16 protein-coding genes and 1 tRNA gene are annotated in these 18,144 nt (G+C 70.1%); 4 read left to right on the forward strand and 13 right to left on the reverse strand.

Going from position 1 to position 18,144, the window contains the following annotated elements:
• Positions 1–2: 2 nt before the first annotated feature.
• The 5 genes from YIM_RS00180 to YIM_RS00200 all read right to left on the reverse strand — a co-directional run bounded on the left by YIM_RS00180 (position 3) and on the right by YIM_RS00200 (position 6,230).
• Positions 3–1,472, reverse strand: coding sequence for a penicillin-binding protein 2 (locus tag YIM_RS00180; RefSeq protein ID WP_153028401.1), 1,470 nt, complete (start codon positions 1,470–1,472; stop codon positions 3–5).
• Complete coding sequence (locus tag YIM_RS00185) at positions 1,469–2,923, reverse strand: FtsW/RodA/SpoVE family cell cycle protein (RefSeq protein ID WP_153028402.1); 1,455 nt, start codon at positions 2,921–2,923, stop codon at positions 1,469–1,471. Before YIM_RS00185 ends, YIM_RS00180 begins: the two co-directional genes overlap by 4 nt.
• The gene (locus tag YIM_RS00190; RefSeq protein WP_153028403.1) at positions 2,923–4,365 is read right to left on the reverse strand and encodes a PP2C family serine/threonine-protein phosphatase; all 1,443 of its coding nucleotides are present in this window, start codon (positions 4,363–4,365) and stop codon (positions 2,923–2,925) included. The genes YIM_RS00185 and YIM_RS00190 overlap by 1 nt, the downstream gene beginning before the upstream one ends.
• A complete protein-coding gene (locus YIM_RS00195) occupies positions 4,362–4,826 on the reverse strand; it encodes an FHA domain-containing protein (RefSeq protein ID WP_153028404.1) in 465 nt (154 codons plus the stop codon). The genes YIM_RS00190 and YIM_RS00195 overlap by 4 nt, the downstream gene beginning before the upstream one ends.
• A 102-nt stretch (positions 4,827–4,928) precedes the next feature.
• Positions 4,929–6,230: a DUF3662 and FHA domain-containing protein gene (locus YIM_RS00200; RefSeq protein ID WP_153028405.1), complete on the reverse strand. Its 1,302-nt coding sequence runs from the start codon at positions 6,228–6,230 to the stop codon at positions 4,929–4,931.
• A 133-nt stretch (positions 6,231–6,363) separates the two neighbouring features.
• Between YIM_RS00200 and YIM_RS00205 the strand changes: the two genes are divergently transcribed.
• Positions 6,364–6,446: transfer RNA gene (locus YIM_RS00205), tRNA-Leu, on the forward strand.
• 208 nt (positions 6,447–6,654) lie between these two features.
• On the opposite strand, the gene YIM_RS00210 is transcribed toward YIM_RS00205, so the two are convergent.
• From YIM_RS00210 to YIM_RS00240, 7 genes are all read right to left on the reverse strand, one after another.
• Positions 6,655–7,443: a hypothetical protein gene (locus YIM_RS00210; RefSeq protein ID WP_153028406.1), complete on the reverse strand. Its 789-nt coding sequence runs from the start codon at positions 7,441–7,443 to the stop codon at positions 6,655–6,657.
• A 19-nt stretch (positions 7,444–7,462) separates the two neighbouring features.
• Complete coding sequence (locus tag YIM_RS00215) at positions 7,463–7,798, reverse strand: hypothetical protein (RefSeq protein WP_153028407.1); 336 nt, start codon at positions 7,796–7,798, stop codon at positions 7,463–7,465.
• The gene (locus tag YIM_RS00220; RefSeq protein ID WP_153028408.1) at positions 7,795–8,439 is read right to left on the reverse strand and encodes a hypothetical protein; all 645 of its coding nucleotides are present in this window, start codon (positions 8,437–8,439) and stop codon (positions 7,795–7,797) included. The genes YIM_RS00215 and YIM_RS00220 overlap by 4 nt, the downstream gene beginning before the upstream one ends.
• A 17-nt stretch (positions 8,440–8,456) precedes the next feature.
• Positions 8,457–10,589 carry a serine/threonine-protein kinase gene (locus YIM_RS00225; protein WP_194239995.1) on the reverse strand — a complete coding sequence of 711 codons (2,133 nt, stop codon included), beginning with the start codon at positions 10,587–10,589 and terminating at the stop codon, positions 8,457–8,459.
• A 115-nt stretch (positions 10,590–10,704) separates the two neighbouring features.
• Entirely contained in the window at positions 10,705–11,526 is an 822-nt protein-coding gene (locus YIM_RS00230) for a hypothetical protein (RefSeq protein WP_153028410.1), read from the reverse strand.
• The gene (locus YIM_RS00235; RefSeq protein ID WP_153028411.1) at positions 11,523–11,861 is read right to left on the reverse strand and encodes a hypothetical protein; all 339 of its coding nucleotides are present in this window, start codon (positions 11,859–11,861) and stop codon (positions 11,523–11,525) included. Before YIM_RS00235 ends, YIM_RS00230 begins: the two co-directional genes overlap by 4 nt.
• Before the next feature lie 42 nt (positions 11,862–11,903).
• Complete coding sequence (locus tag YIM_RS00240; RefSeq protein WP_153028412.1) at positions 11,904–12,278, reverse strand: FKBP-type peptidyl-prolyl cis-trans isomerase; 375 nt, start codon at positions 12,276–12,278, stop codon at positions 11,904–11,906.
• A gap of 172 nt (positions 12,279–12,450) precedes the next feature.
• Here YIM_RS00240 and YIM_RS00245 point away from each other — a divergent pair, with 172 nt between their 5' ends.
• Genes YIM_RS00245 through YIM_RS00255 form a run of 3 tightly spaced genes read left to right on the forward strand, consistent with a single transcriptional unit; the run spans position 12,451 to position 17,740 of the window.
• A complete protein-coding gene (locus YIM_RS00245; protein WP_153028413.1) occupies positions 12,451–15,654 on the forward strand; it encodes a penicillin acylase family protein in 3,204 nt (1,067 codons plus the stop codon).
• 21 nt (positions 15,655–15,675) lie between these two features.
• The gene (locus YIM_RS00250; RefSeq protein WP_153028414.1) at positions 15,676–16,632 is read left to right on the forward strand and encodes an SGNH/GDSL hydrolase family protein; all 957 of its coding nucleotides are present in this window, start codon (positions 15,676–15,678) and stop codon (positions 16,630–16,632) included.
• Between the two features lie 49 nt (positions 16,633–16,681).
• The gene (locus YIM_RS00255) at positions 16,682–17,740 is read left to right on the forward strand and encodes a PLP-dependent aspartate aminotransferase family protein (protein WP_153028415.1); all 1,059 of its coding nucleotides are present in this window, start codon (positions 16,682–16,684) and stop codon (positions 17,738–17,740) included.
• Here YIM_RS00255 and YIM_RS00260 read toward each other — a convergent pair.
• Complete coding sequence (locus tag YIM_RS00260) at positions 17,726–18,139, reverse strand: PPOX class F420-dependent oxidoreductase (RefSeq protein ID WP_153028416.1); 414 nt, start codon at positions 18,137–18,139, stop codon at positions 17,726–17,728. The genes YIM_RS00255 and YIM_RS00260 overlap by 15 nt on opposite strands.
• Between the last annotated feature and the right edge of the window lie 5 nt (positions 18,140–18,144).

An 18,144-nucleotide genomic window follows, 5' to 3' on the forward strand; every position in this document is an offset into this window, starting at 1 on the left:
GCTCATCCACCCCCGAGCGCGGCGGCGATGGCGGACCGGCCGATTTCGGCGGCCACCGTGCCACCGGTCGCGGCGAGGCCGCGGTCCCCACCGGACTCGACGATCACGGCGAGCGCGATCTTCGGGTCGTCGGCCGGGGCGAAGGCGGTGTACCAGGCGTGCGGCGGGGTGGCCTTCGGGTCGCTGCCGTGCTCGGCGGTGCCGGTCTTGGAAGCGATCTTCAGCGCGTCGTTCTTGCCGCCACCCTTGGTGTTGGCCTCCGACGCGAGCATCATGTCGCGCAGGATGGCCGCGTTGGCCGAGGACATCGCCGGGTCGCCGGTCAGCTCCTCGGGGCTGATCTTCTCCATCTCGGACAGGTCCTGGGCCAGCAGCGACTTGATCAGCTGCGGCTTCATCGCGGTACCGCCGTTGGCCACCGCCGAGGACAGCAGCGCCACCTGCAGCGGGGTCAGCCGGACGTCGCGCTGGCCGATCCCGCTCTGGTACAGCTGCGGCTTGCCCGCCAGGTCACCGAGGCCGGAGGGGGCGACCCGCATCGGCACGGTCAGATCGGTCTGGCCGATGCCGAACTTCTCCGCGGTCTCGGTCAGCTTGTCCTTGCCCAGCCCGCCGGCGATCTCGGCGAAGGCGGTGTTGCACGAGTAGGCCAGCGCGTCCTTGAGCGTGCTGCCCTGGCAGGTCGCGCCGCCGAAGTTCTCCAGGTCGGCGTTGGTGCCGGGCAGTTTCACGTTGGCCGCGGTGGTGACCTGGCTGTCCGGCTTCATGCCGTCCTCGAGCGCGGCCGCGGTGGTGACGATCTTGAAGGTGGAGCCCGGCGGATAGGTCTCCGAGATGGCCCGGTTCAGCATCGGCTTGCTCGGGTCGGCGTCGAAGCCGGTCCAGGCCTTCTCCATCTCCTTGCCGTCGTGCGAGGCGAGCGCGCTCGGGTCGTAGGAGGGGGTGGACACCATGGCCAGGATCTCGCCGGTCTTCGGGTCCAAGGCCACCAGCGCGCCGGTGTAGCCCTTCTTGGTCATGCCCTCGTAGGCGGCCTTCTGCACGGCGGGGTTGATGGTCAGCGCCACGTTCCCGCCACGCGGGTCGCGCCCGGTGACCATGTCCGACAGCCGCCGCACGAACAGCCGCGGGTCGGAGCCGTTGAGCACCTCGTCCTGGGCGCGCTCCATGCCGCCGGCGCCGTACCGGATCGAGTAGAAGCCGGTGACCGGGGCGTACATCGCACCGCCGGGATAGGTGCGGAGGAACTTGTACTTGTCGTCGGTCGGCTCGATCCCGGCCAGCACCTGGCCGTTGGACGCCGCGATGATCTTGCCGCGCTGGCGGGAGTACTCGTCGAGCAGGACCCGCGCGTTGCGGCTGTCGGTGCGGTAGTCGTCGGCCTTGATGAACTGCACGTAGGTGGCGTTCACCAGTAGCAGCAGCAGCATCACGAGCATGGTCACGCCGACGCGGCGCAGTGGTGTGTTCATTTCGGACGCTCCACCATCACCGTATGGGCTTCGGCCAGCGGCGCCTGTTGCTGCGGGCGCGGCTTCGCACTGGTCTGCGGGCGCCGCGCGGCGTCGGAGATCCGCAGCAGCAGGGCGACCAGGATGTAGTTCGCCAGCAGCGACGAACCACCGTAGGACAGGAACGGGGTGGTGATACCGGTCATCGGGATCAGCTTGGTGACCCCGCCGACGATCACGAACAACTGCATCACGATGGCGAAGGACAGGCCACCGCCGAGCAGCTTGCCGAAGGTGTCGCGCACGGCCAGCGCGCTGCGCATACCGCGCATCGCCAGGATCAGGTAGACCATCAGGATCGCGCAGAGCCCGATGAAGCCGAGCTCCTCGCCGATCGCCGCGGTGATGAAGTCGGTGCTGGACTCGGGCACCATTTCCGGGCGCCCGGCACCGAGGCCGGTGCCACCGACCCCGCCGGTGCCCAGGCCGAACAGGCCCTGGGCGATCTGGTAGCCGCCACCGGGGTCGTCGTAGGTGGCCAGCGGGTCCATCCAGTTCGCCACACGCTGTTGTACGTGCGTGAACAGCTGGAAGGCGATGAGGCAGCCGCCGAAGAACAGCCCGAGGCCGAGGATCACCCAAATGATCCGCTCGGTGGCTACGTAGAGCATCATCAGGACCACGCCGAAGAACAGCAGCGAGGTGCCGAGGTCCTTCTCGAAGACCAGGATGCCGAGGCAGGCCACCGCGGCGATCAGGATCGGGCCGAGGTCGCGGGCGCGCGGCAGTTCGATGCCCAGCACCCGCTTGCCCGCCGCCATGAACAGATCGCGCTTCGACACCAGGAAGGACGCGAAGAAGATCATCAGCAGGATCTTCGCGAACTCACCGGGCTGGATGGAGAAGATGCCGAGCTTCAGCCACACCTTCGCGCCGTTGACCTCGGACAACGAGCTGGGCAGCAGCGCGGGCAGGGCCAGCGCGATGATGCCGACCAGGCCGAAGGTGTAGGCGTAGCGGGTCAGCGTGCGGTGGTCCTTGATCAGCAGCAGCACGGCCAGGAACAAGGCCAGCGCGATGACCGTCCACATCACCTGCTTGGGCGCGTTGGCCGAGAACTCCTTGCCGGCCTGCAGTGCCTTCTCGGCCCTGGCCAGGTCGATCCGATAGATCATCACCAGGCCCAGCCCGTTGAGCAGGGCCACGCACGGCAGGATCAACGGGTCGGCGTAGGGCGCCCACTTGCGCACCGCGAGATGCGCCACGGTGAGAATCGCCATGTACGCCAGCCCGTACCAGAGGATGGCGAAGCTGAGTTCCTGCTCCTGGTTCGCCTCCACCAGCATGAACGCCGCGGTGACGATGGCCGAGGCGAAGCCCAGCATCGCCAGTTCCGTTCCGCGTCGGGTCGGCAGTTCACGCGGGGGATTGGTGACGTACTGACCGGCGGGATCGGAGTTGGGCTGGCCCATCAGCGGACGCCGCCCGTGGCGAGCCGGCAGTCCACCCCCGGGCGATCCGGACTCGGGGGGTCAACCGGCGTGGAGGACTGGTCGGCCGGGGGTGCCGATTCGGACGGCGGCGGCTGGACCGGGGTCTGCTGCTGGGCGCCGAAGCCGCCGATCAGGCCGCCACCGGAACCCGGCACCTCACCCGGGATGCCGCCGCCCTGGCTCGGGGGCTCGGGGCAGATCGGCAGCCGCTTGTCCCACAGCGAGTCGATGTAGTCGCGGGCCGCGGCCAGGCTGTCCATCCGCACCCCGTTGCGCACGTCCTCGCGCGGGGCCTCCTGCAGGTCGGACAGCAGCAGCCGGTCGCACAGGTTGGCGCCGGGCGCACACGAGTCCTCCACCTGCTCCTGCAGGTCCAGACCCAGCACGCTGCCGGAAACCCCCTGGTAGATGACCACTTCGTCGTTCGCGCCCGCGCCGACGTAGTACTGGCTCAGCACCCAGTACCTGGTCGCGATGACCCCGGCGGCGAGCACCACCAGCACCAGGATCAGCACACCGAAGATGCGGAACAGCTTCCGGCGCTTGGCCTTCGGGTCCGGGGGCGGCGGGGAGTCCTGGCGCCGCGGCTGGGGCTGGGGCTGGGTCAGCGCCCTGGCCCGCGCGGCGGGGGAGTCACCCTGGTGGTTGTAGTCGTCACTGCCGTCGCCCGCGGCTCCGCCGACGATCGGCGCGTTCTCGCCGTAGTCGATGTCCACCACGTCGGCGATGATCACCGTGACGTTGTCCGTGCCGCCGCCCTTGAGCGCCAGCTCGATCATCCGGTCCGCGCAGTCCTGCGGGTCCGGGATGCGCATGGCCTCGGCCATGGTCTCGTCGCTGACCATGCCGGACAGCCCGTCGGAGCAGACCAGGTAGCGGTCACCGGCACGGGCCTCGCGCACGGTCAGGCTCGGTTCCACCTCGTGCCCGGTCAGCGCCTTGAGCAGCAGCGACCGCTGCGGGTGGGTGGCCGCCTCCTCCTCGGTGATGCGGCCCTGTTCGAGCAGTTCGTTGACGAAGCTGTCGTCACGGGTGATCTGGGTGAACTGCCCGTCGCGCAGCAGGTAGGCGCGCGAGTCGCCGACGTGCACCAGGCCGAGCCGCGAGCCGGAGAACAGCACCGCGGTGAGCGTGGTGCCCATGCCGTCCAGGTCGGGGTCGTTGGCCACCAGTTCGGCGATGGCGCCGTTGCCGGCGGCGACCGCGTCACGCAGCTGCGAGAGCAGGTCGTCACCGGGTTCGTCGTCGTCGAGTGGCGCCAGGGAGGCGATGACGACCTTGCTGGCGACTTCACCGGCGGCGTGCCCGCCCATGCCGTCGGCCAGAGCGAGCAGGCGGGGGCCGGCGTAGACGGAGTCCTGGTTGTTGGATCGCACCAGGCCACGGTCGCTGCGGGCCGCGTAGCGGAGGACGAGGGTCATGGGCGAAGCTCGATCACCGTCTTGCCGATCCGGATGGGGACCCCGAGAGGTACTCGGAGGGGTGCTGTGACCTTAGCCCGGTCGAGGTAGGTCCCGTTCGTCGAGCCCAGATCTTCCACGTACCAGTCTTCCCCGCGCAGTGAAATACGTGCGTGCCGGGTCGATGCGTAGTCGTCGTCGAGCACCAGGGTCGAGTCGTCGGCGCGCCCGATCAGGATCGGGCGGCCGTCCAGCGCGATCCGCGTGCCGGCCAGCGCCCCGTGCGTGACCACCATCTGCCGGGGCACCTTCCCGCCACGCGGTGGCTTCTTCTCCTTGTTCCGGCGCAGGCTCGGCAAGGCCACGCGCAGGCCGGAGGCCGCGTACAGATCGGAGCGGACCACCCGAAGCGCGGCCAGCACGAACAGCCAGAGCAGGACGAGAAATCCCACCCTGGTCAGTTGAACGACCAGCTCTGGCACCTTGTGTGTCAGCTCCTCAGTGCGGCTTCTTGCGATGACGCCGGTACGTCACAGCGCTCCCGCGGACTCACATTCTGCGGGAGCGGTCGGACGGGGCCTACGTCAGCCCTGTGTGCGGAACACCAGAGACGAGTGACCGACCCTGATCACATCGCCGTCGGCCAGCTGCCAGGTCTGCACCGGAGTGCCGTTCACCGTGGTCCCGTTGGTGGACCCGATGTCGGCGAGCGTGGCGCTCTGGCCGTCCCAGGTGATCTCCAGGTGCCGCCGGGAGACCCCGGTGTCCGGCAGCCGGAAGTCGGCGTCCTGGCCGCGGCCGACCACGTTGCCGCCCTGCTTGAGCGAGTAGCTCCGGTTCGAGCCGTCGTCCAGCTGCAGGCTCGCGGCGAGCTGCCGGTTGCCGCTCTGCGTGGCGGGCGGCTGGTAGCCGGCCTGCGCGTACGGGTCCGGCGCCGCGGGCTGGCCGTACGGCTGCTGACCGCCGCCGTAACCGCCCTGGTCGTAACCCGGCTGGCCACCGCCGTAGCCGCCGCCCTGGTCGTACCCGGGCTGCTGACCGGCGTAGCCACCTTGGTCGTACCCGGGCTGACCGCCCTGGTCGTAACCCGGCTGACCGCCGCCGTACCCGCCCTGGTCGTAACCCGGCTGGCCACCGCCGTACCCACCCTGGTCGTACCCGGGCTGCTGACCGCCATAGCCGCCCTGGTCGTACCCGGGCTGCTGGCCGCCGTACCCACCCTGGTCGTAGCCGGGCTGGCCACCGCCGTAGCCGCCCTGGTCGTAGCCGGGCTGACCGCCGCCGTAGCCGCCCTGGTCGTAACCCGGCTGCTGCTGGCCGCCGTAACCGCCCTGGTCGTAACCGGGCTGGCCCTGCTGTCCGTAGCCGTACTGGCCCTGCTGGCCGTACGGGTCACCCTGGTCGTATTGGCCGTAGCCCGGGGGCTGACTCATTGCTGGGTCTCCTGCGTTGCTGGGTCGTGCTGACCGTCCAGGACTTCCGTTGCCGGGGGCGGTGATCTCACTGGCCTTGACATCGGGATCGACGGACGAGCGTGTCTTGAACTGTCCAGTATGCAGCGCCTCGTTGCGCTCGAGCGAAACTACGACGTCACCATAGGTGTCCCACCCCTGCTCGGCGAGATGCTCCGCCACCGCTTCGGCGAGCACCCTGGTGACGCGCTGTTCGTCACCGGCCATCCGGTCGTGATCTGTCGGGCCCAGCGACACGATGTAGTGGTTGGGCGCGAGCTCACGGCCGCCGGCCAGCTCACGAACGTTGTCCTCACTCTCACGCTCCAGTGCCTGCGCCACTTCCTGCGTGACGACATTGCCACCGAACATGCGCGCGAAGGTGTTGCCTACCAGGCCTTCCAGGCGCCGATCAAAACGCTTAGCGCGGCCCACCGGGCACACCCTCCTCTCACGCGTCTGTGCTTCCGCACCGATCCTATCCGGGTGCGGGCGGTTCTACACGGCCCCCGGTGAAACCGCCTCAACCAGCCTGATAGGCTGCTCTCGCTGTCGCAGTGAAGCACTCGGGCGAGTGGCGGAATGGCAGACGCGCACGGTTCAGGTCCGTGTGTCCGAAAGGACGTGAGGGTTCAACTCCCTCCTCGCCCACGTTGTTCAAGGGCCCCGCGAGCTTCGCCGCGGGGCCCTTTCCCGTTGTCCTTATTCTGCTTGGGGGGCCGAGCCCCCCAAACCCCCGCGGTGCGGTGGGGGCCGAGCCGCCCAAACCTGCGGTGCGGTGAGGGGCGAGCCCTGGCCCGCGTGCTGCTGCCTGGCTGAGCAGCTGTTTTCTCAGGTGGCTGTGGGATGGGTCATAGGGCTAGGTGTTCAGGCGCCAGAGGGAGCGGTCCTTGTCGGAGATGGAGCCATCGGCTAGGTCGGTGGTGGTTTTGGGCCAGGCGGTGCCTAGGTTGGTGAGCTTTTCGGTGATGGCGGCTTGGGCGTCTTTGGCGGTTTGGTACTGGGTCTGCAGGCCTTCCACGGCGGCGGTGACCAGGTCCAGCAGCTCGCTGACCACCGAGGAGATCAGGCCGATGACGCCGATGGTGCCGCCGATCGGGCCGGTGGACGCGGTGAAGGCGATGCCGATCACGGCGGTGGCGCAGCTCCCGAAGCCGAGGGCCAGTGCGGTCCAGAAGGATTCGACGGCGTTCGCCATGGCGCGCAGGTTCGAGCGCAGCTCGGCGGCCAGGTCGGCCACCTCGTCCAGCTTCTTCTGCTGGATCGGGATCAGCTGCCGGTAGGCGGTGGCCCCGTCGCTGTGCCACCGGTGCGCGGCGGTCAGCTTGAGCAGCTCGTCGTCGGAGATGGCGGCCAGCTTGGTGTTGACCTGCTCACTCCAGCCGTCCGCGGTCTCGCGCAGGGTCGACGGCGAGCCCATGTGGGTGAACAGCGGCGCCACCAGTTCCACCAGCTTCTGGTGCAGCCGCACCAGTTCGGCGAGGGCGTCCTTGGCCGGTTTCACCAGCTTGTCGAGGAAGCCCGGGATCTCCGCGAGCTGCTTGCGCGCCTCCCGGATGAAGTCGTCGAGCGCCTTCTGCACCTTTTCGCGGTACGCCTGCGCTTCCCGCAACACGCGGTCCACGTTCGGTGTGACCAGCATTTCCATCAGAGGATCTCCCGGTCGCTCAGTAGTACTTGTGGAGTTCGTGCAGGTGGTTGCGCTCGTCCGCCTCGTAGGCGTTCGCCGCCTTGCGCAGGTTGCCGGCGATCGTGCCGAAGTACGCCTCGGCCTGGACGAGCATCGAGGCGAGCTGCGTCCGCGCGGCTTCGACGTCCGCGGCCAGCCCGGTCGGGGCGCCGACGTACCCGAGCGCGCCCTCCGGCAGCTTCAGGTTCTGCGCGGACTGCCGTGGGGCGGCGAGCAGCTCCTGCGCGTCTTCCCAGATCCCGGCGTCGTGCCGGAGGTCACTCAGCGCGACCCGGATGTCCTCGTCGCTCGGCTTGTTCGGGTCGAAGGTCATGCCGACGGTCCCTTCGAGGGCAGGAGACCGACCCGGCGCAGCAGCGCCTGCGGGTCGGCGGTGAGGGCACGCAGCTCGGCGACCGCCGGGGTCCGCGGCCCGGCGATCAGCGCGCTCGGGTCGTCCTTGTCACGCAACCTGGTCAGCACATCGGTGAGTTCCGCCTCGATTTCGGCGTTCGGGGCGCTGCGGGCCCACTTCGCGTCGATCTCGAACTCGCGGACCGCGCCGTGGGCGGTGGAGCCCGACACGTGCCCGCCGTCGCTGTCCACCCATTCCGGCCGGTTGTCGAAGGCCGCCACCTGGCGGGCGAACGCGTCCAGGTCGGCCCGCACCGAGTCGAGCAGGCGCAGCGCGTCGGCCGGGGTGATCGGGTCGGTGGCCGGATCGGGCCGGACCGGTTCCCGCACCGGCCCGGTGCCCCGCAGCGCGGCTTCGGCGGCCGCCTGGTTCGCCGCGGTGACCACCTCGGTGTGCAGCGAGCGCGGATCGATCCGCTCCCGCCAGTCCGGTGCGAGCCGGACCCGCGTGCCGGTCACGGTGACCGGCGCCGCGTTGGTTTCCGGCTGCGGAGCCGCCGCCGGTTCGTCGCCGTAGTCCCACGAATCCGTGAGGCTCCAGGCTTCTTCTTCGTCGCTCATTCTTGGTTCCCCCGTGCTCACGAGACGATCAGCCACGTGTTCTGCCGCCACTCCAGGACAAAGCCTTCCTGGTCGTCGATGCCGGTGATCTGCACCAGCGCGGACGGCGGCGCGATGACCCGGTTCGGCCCGTCGGCGCGGAGCTTGCCCGGGTCGGTCTTGGCGTTCTTGGCCTTGGTCAGTTCCTGCGGTGACAGGTGGTCGAACAGGACCTGGAACAACTCCGGGCAGGAGCCGACTTCGTCGGCGTCCCAGGCGGGTGCGCTGAGCTCGCAGACCACGTCGGTGTTCTTCGTCCCGACGGCGCGGAAGTACCGGTCGAGCACCATCGCCGCGCCCTCGACGGTGTGCGGCACCGGCTCCGCGCCGGACGGCGGCTTCGACGACTTCGGCGCCGTTGGCGTCGGCGGCGCGGCGGGCGCCGTACCCGGCGGGAGTTTCGCGATGAACTCCGGGGTGAGCAGGTCGGCGATCTCGGCGTAGGGCACAACGACTTCCCGCATGCCGCACGGCGCACCGAGGTTCAGCATCAGGTCGAGGCCGTCGGGAGCGGCGATCGGCTGCACCACCGGCGGCATGCTGCGCACCGCGCGGAAGCTGTCTTCCGAGAACGGCTCGACGCCGGGGCAGTCGGCGATGCGCCCGGCGATCCGCTCCTGCAGTTTCGCCGCGCCGGAATCGGTGACATCGGCGAAGAAGTCGGAGATCTCCACGATCTCGCCGGTTTCCAGGTCCACGGTGACCGACATCGGCGCCACCGTGTACTCCCCGCCCGGCAGCGCGAAGTCGTGCCGCAGCGAGACCAGTCGCGGCCCCCGCATCCGGAATTCGGCGGTACCACTGGAATCGGCCGGTGTGTACGGCCCGAGCGAGCTCACCAGGTAACCACCGAACCGTTCGTCCGGGTTCCGCAGGGATTCGTTGACCTTGCGTTCGATGTCGGCGTTCGGCAGCCCGGTCACCTGGCCGTGCTGGACCCGCACCGAGATCGACGTGCCTTCCACGATCCGGCTGGCGTTCTGGATGGTGAACTGCGGGCCCGGCTGGGCGGCGGGCGCGGCGATCGGCGTGGGTTCGGGTGGTGGCGGGTCGTCCTGGTTCGCGATGATCACCGCCGCGCCCGCACCGGCCAGCACCGCGAGCGTGGCGATTCCGGCGACCACTTTCCCAGCGGTGGTACCGAGAACGGCCTTGCCCGCGCCCGCGCCGACGGTGGCCGCCGTGCCGCTGCCCATCATCGCGCCGGTGGCCGGGGCGAGTTGCGCCGCGGCCGCCAGCATCGCCACCGGGGACAGCGCCATCAACGCCGCCGCGCGCCCGGCCAGTCGCGAAAGGCCGCGGTTTTCCCAGTCCTCGCCGTACCCAGCGCGGGCCGCTTGCTCCACTTCGGACACGAACTCGGCCGCGTTCGCCGGTCGCTGCTCGGGTTTTTTCGCCATTCCGCGCCGGATGAGTTCGCGGATCGGTTCCGGCGCCTGGCCGAACGGGATCGGCGCGTACTCGTGCAGATCGCGCAGCACGGTCGAGTCGTCGGCCGCGTACGGCCGTTCCCCGGTGACGCTCTGGAAGAACACGCAGGTGGCCGCGTAGACGTCGGTGGACGGGGTGGCCACGGAATACGACCACTGCTCGGGCGCCATGTACGCGGGCGTGCCCGCCGGGACGCCGGTGGACCCGGCCAGCACGGCCAGGCCGAAGTCGACCAGCTTGCTCTGCCGGTCCGCGCCGACGAGCACGTTGTCCGGTTTGTAGTCGCGGTGCACGGTGCCCGCCGCGTGCGCGGCGGCCAGTCCGAGCAGCGAGCCCTTGAGCACGGCGAGCGCGGCTTCCGGTTCGAGCGGACCTTCGGCCAGCACCGCCTTCAGCGACACCCCCGGCACGGCCTCCATCACGATCGCCGCGCCCTCCGGCCGCTCGACGAACTCGTGCAGCTTGGCCACGTGCGGGCTGATCACCCGCGCCGCCTGCCGTGCCTCTTCGCGGAAGCGGGCGACGTGCTCCGGCTCGGCCAGGTAGCGGGCGTAGAGGTACTTGATCGCCACCTCGGTCCCGGACTGGTCGTGCCGGGCGAGCACCACCCGCCCGAACGAGCCGGCGCCGAGCGGCGCCAGCTCGGTGAATCCCGGCAGCATCCAGTCCGGTGATGTCATGTGTGCGTCCCCCTTGATCAGGCACATGTGACAGAGTGAAGAATCTTGTCACATGTGACGTACAGAAGGTATCGCTGGATCCCGCTCGCGACAAGGTTCTTCACACGGGTGGGGCTCAGGTGCCCTTGCGGAACCGTTCGGTCAGCTCCAGGCCCTGCGCCCGGCCGATCCCGTCGTCCGGGGCGAAGTGGCGGACCAGCTCGTCGCGCCGCACGTCGACGGTGGCTTCGACCAGGTCGGCGTACCCGGCCGCGGCGGCTCGCGCGCGTCGCCAGGTGAGGCCCGCCAGCACCACGCCGATCACCGCGGCGGGCCACCAGCGCAGGCCGAGCGCCAGGTACAGCACGGTCCAGCCGCCGAGCGCGCACGCGGTGTCGAGCCGGGTGCGTGCGGCGGAAAGCGGTTCACGCATGGAATCGGGCAGCAGCAGCCAGAGCCGCGGCCAGGTGCTCGCCAGGTCGAGCCCGTAGTTCTGCCGGACGCGGACCGCGGGCGCGCTCAGCCGGTCACCGGTCCAGGTGGGACTGATCGGCGGGATCAGCGCGATGCGGTTGCGCTGCTCGTTGTGCTCACCGTCGTTCAGTTCGTCCCAGCGCTGACGACGTCGCGCGGTCAGGCGCTTCGCGAGCGGGTCGCCGAGTCGCGACCACTGCCCGGCGAGCACGTTCTCCACTCCGCCGCCGATGGCCCGCGCGAGGTAACCGGCCGCCGAGGCCGCGCCCACGGCCACGACCGCCACCAGCAGGGTTTGTGTGGTGCCGCCGGACCATCCCGCCAGGCGGGTGTGCAGCGAACCGAGGTCGAACCAACGGGAATGGCCGAGCAGCAGCCCGATCGCGGCGAAGCCGGTGAACACCAGACCCGGCACGGCGAGCAGGGCGAGCCAGCGCTCCGCGGCCTTCTTGCCGAACTCGGTGACCAGCGTGGTGGCGATCATCCGTCCGCCACGAACCGCAGGTCCCTGGCGAACACCGGGCAGGTAGGCAGGTCCTCGCCCGCCTTGCGGTAGACCACGCGCGGGCACTGGCCGGTGGGGCAGAAGTAGGCGCCGGTGACGCCGATCGAGGGGCCGTGCACCTCGGTCATTCCGGCGTCGGGCTGTTCGACGCCACTGGCGCCGGGTTGCCCGAAGCCGAGCAACTGGGTGAGCTGCGCGTCGACCGGTTCACCGTTGCGCGCGGCGAGCACGGTCCGCTCGACCAGCGCGCGATCCTCGCCCCGCAGTGATCGGCGGAGAGAAGGCAAGCGCGCGCAGAACTCGGTCAGCAGCACGGTGGAAAAGCCTACCGCGCCGCCGACCGGGTTCCGGTGCTTCTAGCTGACGCCGACCAGGTCGACCACGAAGATGAGCGTCTCGCCCGGCTTGATCTTGCCGCCGGCCCCGCGGTCGCCGTAGGCCAGGTGCGGCGGGATGGTCAGGCGACGGCGGCCGCCCACCTTCATGCCGGCGACGCCCTGGTCCCAGCCGGGGATGACATAACCCGCGCCGAGCGGGAAGTCCAGCGTCTGCCCGCGGTTCCACGAAGCGTCGAACTCTTCCCCGGTGGAGTACGCGACCCCCACGTAGTGCACGGAGACCGTGTTCCCGGCCTGGGCCTGGGGACCTTCGCCCTCGGTCAGATCGTGCACGGTCAGCTCGGCGGGCGGCGGACCCTCCGGGGCGTCGACCTCGGGCTTCTCCAGTGCCATACCGCGTTCCTCCCTGTTCGTTCCCACAAGTGGACCCACCGTAGGCGATGCCCCCGGTTCACGCCGGAGGTGGCAATACTCCGTCGGGACGACAGAAAGTGAGAGGTATTCACAAACGCGGTTACTCCTGCGTACGGTGCTCCACGTCACACCGTCGAAGGGAGCCGGTGGCATGCGCCGACGAATCGGGACGTTCTTCGGGCTGGGGGCACTGGCGGCGACGCTGGTGGCCGTGCCACCGCAGGTGGCCGTCGCACAGGCACCACCACCGATCGACTACTGCCTCGGCCAGTGCGGCGACATCCTGCCGCCGGGCCAGAACGGCAACGCCACGCTCGCCGAGATCCTCGCGCACAAGGCGCTCGGCACCCGGCCCGCGCATTCGGCCGACCAGCTCGGCAAGTACGCCGACCTCGGCGCGAACTACCGCGGCCTGACCACCGACACCATCGGGAAGTTCTTCAACGACGCCTCCTTCGGCGTGCCACCGGACCAGGTGGAGAGCACGATCAAGCCGCGCTCCGACGTGACCATCGTGCGTGACAAGGCGACCGGCGTCCCGCACATCACCGGCACCACCCGCGCCGGCACCGAGTTCGGTGCCGGGTACGCCGCCGCACAGGACCGGCTCTGGCTGATGGACGTGATGCGCCGCGTCGGCCGCGGTCAGCTGTCCTCGTTCGCCGGCGGTGCCCAGGGCAACCGCGACCTGGAGCGCTCGTTCTTCGCGAGCGCGCCCTACACCGAGGAAGAACTGCAGCGGCAGATCGACGAGGTGAAGAACTCGGGCCCACGCGGCGCGCAGGGCTTCGCCGACGCGACGGCGTACGTCGAAGGCATCAACAAGTACATCAGCGAATCGCACGCGGGCCGCTACTTCCCCGGTGAGTACGTGCTGACCGGGCACGTCGACGCGATCACCAACGCGGGCAAGATCGAACCGTTCAAGCTGACCGACATGGTGGTGCTGTCCTCGGTGGTCGGCGCGCAGTTCGGCGGCGGAGGCGGCGGTGAGGTCCAGGCCGCGATCGCGAAGCTGGCCATCCAAGAGCGCTACGGCGTCGAGGAGGGCGAGAAGGTCTGGAAGGGCCTGCGCGCGGAGAACGATCCCGAGACGGTGAACACCCTGCACGACGGGCAGAGCTTCCCGTACGGCAAGACCCCGGCGAACCCGCAGGGCGTGGCGATGCCGCAACCAGGTTCGGTCAGTCCACAGCAGACGGTCTTCGACGAGGTCGGCGGCCAGGGCGCCTCGGCCAAGCCCGCCGCGCCCGCCGAGTTGGAACCGGCCCGCGACGTGTTCGCCGACGGGGTGCTCCCGTCGAACCTGCTCACCGACAAGCACGGCATGTCCAACGCGCTGGTGGTTTCCGGGAAGCACACCGAAAGCGGGCACCCGGTCGCCGTGTTCGGTCCGCAGACCAGCTACTTCGCCCCGCAACTGCTGATGCTGCAGGAACTCCAGGGCCCGGGGATCAGCGCGCGCGGTGCCTCGTTCGCCGGGGTCAGCCTGTACGTGCTGCTCGGCCGCGGCCAGGACTACTCGTGGAGCGCGACCAGCGCCAACCAGGACATCATCGACACCTACGCGCTGGAGCTGTGCGACCCGTCGGGCGCGCCGGCCACCAAGGAATCCAACGCCTACCTCTTCAACGGCCAGTGCACGCCGATGGAGATCATCGAGCGCAAGAACTCGTGGAAGCCGACGATCGCCGACGGCACGCCGGCCGGTTCGTACACGCTGCGGGCCTACCGCACCAAGTACGGACCGGTGACGCACCGCGCGCTCGTCGACGGCAAGCCGGTGGCCTACGCGGCACTGCGCACCAGCTACTTCCACGAGGTCGACGCGCTGATCGGGTTCCAGGAGTTCAACGATCCCGGTGCGGTGAAGTCGGCGGCGGACTTCCAGCGCGCCGCCTCGCACATCAACTACACGTTCAACTGGTTCTACGCCGACGCGCAGGACACCGCCTACTACAACTCGGGCGCGAACCCGGTGCGGCACCCGGCGGCCGATCCGAGCATGCCGATCAGGGCGGGCGCCGGACTGGAGTGGAAGAACTGGAACGCGGCCACCAACCGCGCCGACTACACCCCGTTCGAGCAGCACCCGAACTCGATCAACCAGGACTACTACATCAGCTGGAACAACGGGCAGGCCAAGGACTACGCGGCCAGCGGCTACGAGAAGTCCGCGGTGCACCGGGGTGATCTGCTCGACCGCCGGGTCAAGGCGCTGATCGGCAGCGGTACCAAGGTGACCAGGGTGAACCTGACCAAGGCGATGGCCGAGGCCGGGCTGGCCGACCTGCGGGCGGAGAAGGTGCTGCCGCAGTTGCTGCGGGTGATCGACACCGCGGCCGTCACCGATCCGGCCGCCGCAGCCGCGCTCACCAAGCTGAAGGACTGGCTGGGCCGGGGCGCCCTGCGGGCGGAGACCAGCCCCGGCAGCAAGGCCTACGCCGACGCGGACGCGATCAAGATCATGGACGCCTGGTGGCCGCTGCTGGTGCGCGCCCAGTTCGAGCCGGGCCTCGGCACGCCCGCCTTCACCGCGATGACCGGCGTGCTGAAGATCAACGAGTCGCCGTCGGGCTGGCAGAACGAGGTGCCGGGCAAGCACGTCGGCCAGGGCCACCAGGGTTCGGCGTACCAGGCGGGCTGGTGGGGCTACGTGCACAAGGACATCCGGGCGGTGCTCGGGGACCAGGTGGCCGGGCCGCTCGGTGCCGAGTACTGCGGTGGCGGGGACGTGGCCGCGTGCCGGACGATCCTGCTGAACACCGTGGAGCAGGCCGCCGCCCAGCCGATCAACGAGGTCTACCCGGGCGACGGCGACTGCTCGGCCGGTGACCAGTGGTGTGCCGACTCGCTGATCCACCGCCCGCTCGGCGGCATCACGCACGACAAGATCAGCACCCAGAACCGGCCGACCTACCAGCAGGTGGTGGAGTTCGCCGCCCGCCGGGGCGCGGACGTCTCGAACACCGCGCTGGGCGCGAAGGCGACCGCCACCAGTCACGAAACCGGCTGGTACAACTCGCCGCCCGCCAATGCGGTGGACGGCAAGCTGAACACCCGGTGGGCCAGCGACTGGTCGGATCAGCAGTCGCTCACCGTGGACTACGGCTCGGTGCGGCCGGTGGCCCGTGCGGTGCTGCGCTGGGAATCCGCGTACGGGCGGGACTACCGGATCCAGGTCTCGAACGACGGGACCGCCTGGCGCGAAGTGGCGTCCGTCGTCGACGGGGACGGCGGCACGGACACGGTCACCTTCACCCGTACTGACGCCCGTTACCTGCGAATGGAGGGTGTCCGGCGGGGCACGGACTACGGATACTCGTTGTACGAACTGGAGTCGTACGCTTACTGAGGGCCAACAAAGGAGTTGGGCGTGTCCATTCGAAAAGGCGCCTTGGTCGCCGTTGCCCTGCTGACCGGGATCTCCGCGGGATCGGGCGTCGCCTCGGCGGCTCCCGCCTACCAGGACTACGTGGCACTCGGGGATTCGTACACCTCGGGCCCGCTCATCCCGTTCATGCGACTGGACCCGCTGGGCTGCGCCAGGTCGACGAACAACTATCCGTCGTACCTGGCGCGCAACCTCGACGTGGACTCGTTCACCGACGTCAGCTGCGGCGGCGCGGACACCACCAACATGACCGCGGCCCAGTCCGTGCCGCTCGGCTCGAACCCGCCGCAGTTCAACGCGCTCGAGGCGGACACCGACCTGGTGACCATCGGCATCGGCGGCAACGACTACGGCGTGTTCGGCACCCTGGTCGGCGACTGCCCGCCGCTGCGCGAGCAGGACCCGACCGGTTCGCCGTGCCGGGAGAAGTTCACCGTCGACGGGGTGGACACGATCAAGCAGCGCATCGAGCAGACCGGCACGCGGGTGACCGAGGTGCTCGCCGGCGTGCACGAGCGGTCGCCGGACGCGAAGGTGGTGCTGGTCGGCTATCCGCGGATCGGCCCGCCGACCGGGACCTGCCCGAACATCCTGCCCTTCGCCGACGGGGACATGCGCTGGCTGGACAGCGTGGAACAGGCGCTGAACGCGGCGCTGGCCAAGGCCGCCGCCGAGGACGGCGACACCACCTTCGTCGACATGTACCCCGCCTCGCTCGGGCACGACGCGTGCGCGCCCGGTGGTGCGGCGTGGATCCAGGGCAAGGACATCAACCTGCTCGGCGCGCTGAACTACCACCCGCGCCGGTCCGGCATGATCGGCGTGGCCACCGAGGTCCAGGCCGTGCTGACCGGCAAGACCCCGGCCAAGCTGAAGGCGCCGGCGTACTCCGGACCGGTGGCCGATCAGCGGACCGCGGCCAGTGTGCACGGTCACTAGTGCGCCCCTGCCCTTCGCGGTGGCGCTGACCTGCGGTTAGGTTGGCCCGGTGGACTTAGCAGACTGGTCACCCCGTACCCGGGCGGTGGCGGCGGGACGGCCGCAGGAGCCGGGGGAGCCGCTGAACACCCCGATCGTGCCGGTGAGCACCTTCCACGCCGGTGGGGCGCGCGCCTACTCCCGCGAGGACGGCACACCGAGCTGGACCGCGCTGGAGGAGGCGATCGGCGAACTCGAAGGCGGTCACGCGACCGCCTTCGCCTCGGGCATCGCCACCGCGGCGGCGGTGATCGACCTGCTGCCGGTGGGCGCCGAGGTGGCCGTGCCGCGGTTCAGCTACGCCGGTACCCGCGGCCTGCTCGGGCACGCGGCGAAGAACGGGCGCCTGCGCGCGGTCGAGCTGGAGCCGTCGGACCTGTCCGGGTGGACGGCCGCCGCCGAGTGGGCCGACCTGGTCTGGCTGGAGTCGCCGACCAATCCGACGCTCGACGTGATCGACATCAGGGCGGTGGCGGCCGCCGCCGAGGGGCACCTGGCGAAGGTGGTGGTGGACAACACCTTCGCCACCCCGCTCGGCCAGCAGCCGCTCGACCTCGGCGCGGACATCGTGGTGCACAGCGCGACCAAGCTGATCGGCGGGCACAGCGACCTGCTGCTCGGCCTGACCGTGACCAGGGACGAGGAGCTGGCGACGGCCCTGCGCGACGCGCGCACCCGCAACGGCGCGACCCCGGGCGCGCTGGAGGCGTACCTCGCGCTGCGCGGCCTGCGCACGCTGCCGGTCCGGCTGGCCGAGGCTTCGCGCAGCGCGGAACTCCTGGCCGAACGGCTCGGCGCGCACCCGAAGGTCACGCGCGTGCGGTACCCGGGTTCCGGTCAGATGATCGCTTTCGAACTCGACGGTGCCGAAGCCGCCGACGCGGTGTGCACCGGCCTGCGCCTGATCCGACACGCGACCAGCCTCGGCGGTGTGGAGAGCTGCGTCGAACGCCGAGCCTGGCTGGCCGGCGACGCGCACGTACCGCCCGGTCTCATCCGGTTCTCCGTCGGCCTCGAAGACCCCGAAGACCTGTGGCGTGACCTGCGGGAGGTCCTAGACCGCGCGTGAGCGCAGGTCCTGCTCGCGTTCGAGGTGCCACGAGATCACCCGGTCCGGGTGCACGCGGATCACCTCCTTGCTGAAGAACTCCGGCGCCACCGGCGGCACGTCCAGCGTCACCAGTTCCGCGCGGCCGCGGATCTCCACGCCGCGACCCCAGCCGGGCTTGACCTCGGCCGGGTCGTCCGGGGTCATGTCGTCGACCAGGAACGAGACCTCCGGCCGCGCCTGGATGTTCTTGTACTTGCGGCTGGTTTCGTTGGCCGGGCCACCGATGTCGATGGTGCCGTCGTCGTTGAGCCGGAAGGCGACCGGCCGCGTCTGCGGCCCGCCGTCCGGGCCGATGGTGGACAGGCGGCCGAGGCCCTGCCCGCGCAGGTACTCGCGTTCGGCTGCGGTGAAGGTCATGCGCG

The organism is Amycolatopsis sp. YIM 10, assembly GCF_009429145.1.
Classification (GTDB): Bacteria; Actinomycetota; Actinomycetes; order Mycobacteriales; family Pseudonocardiaceae; genus Amycolatopsis.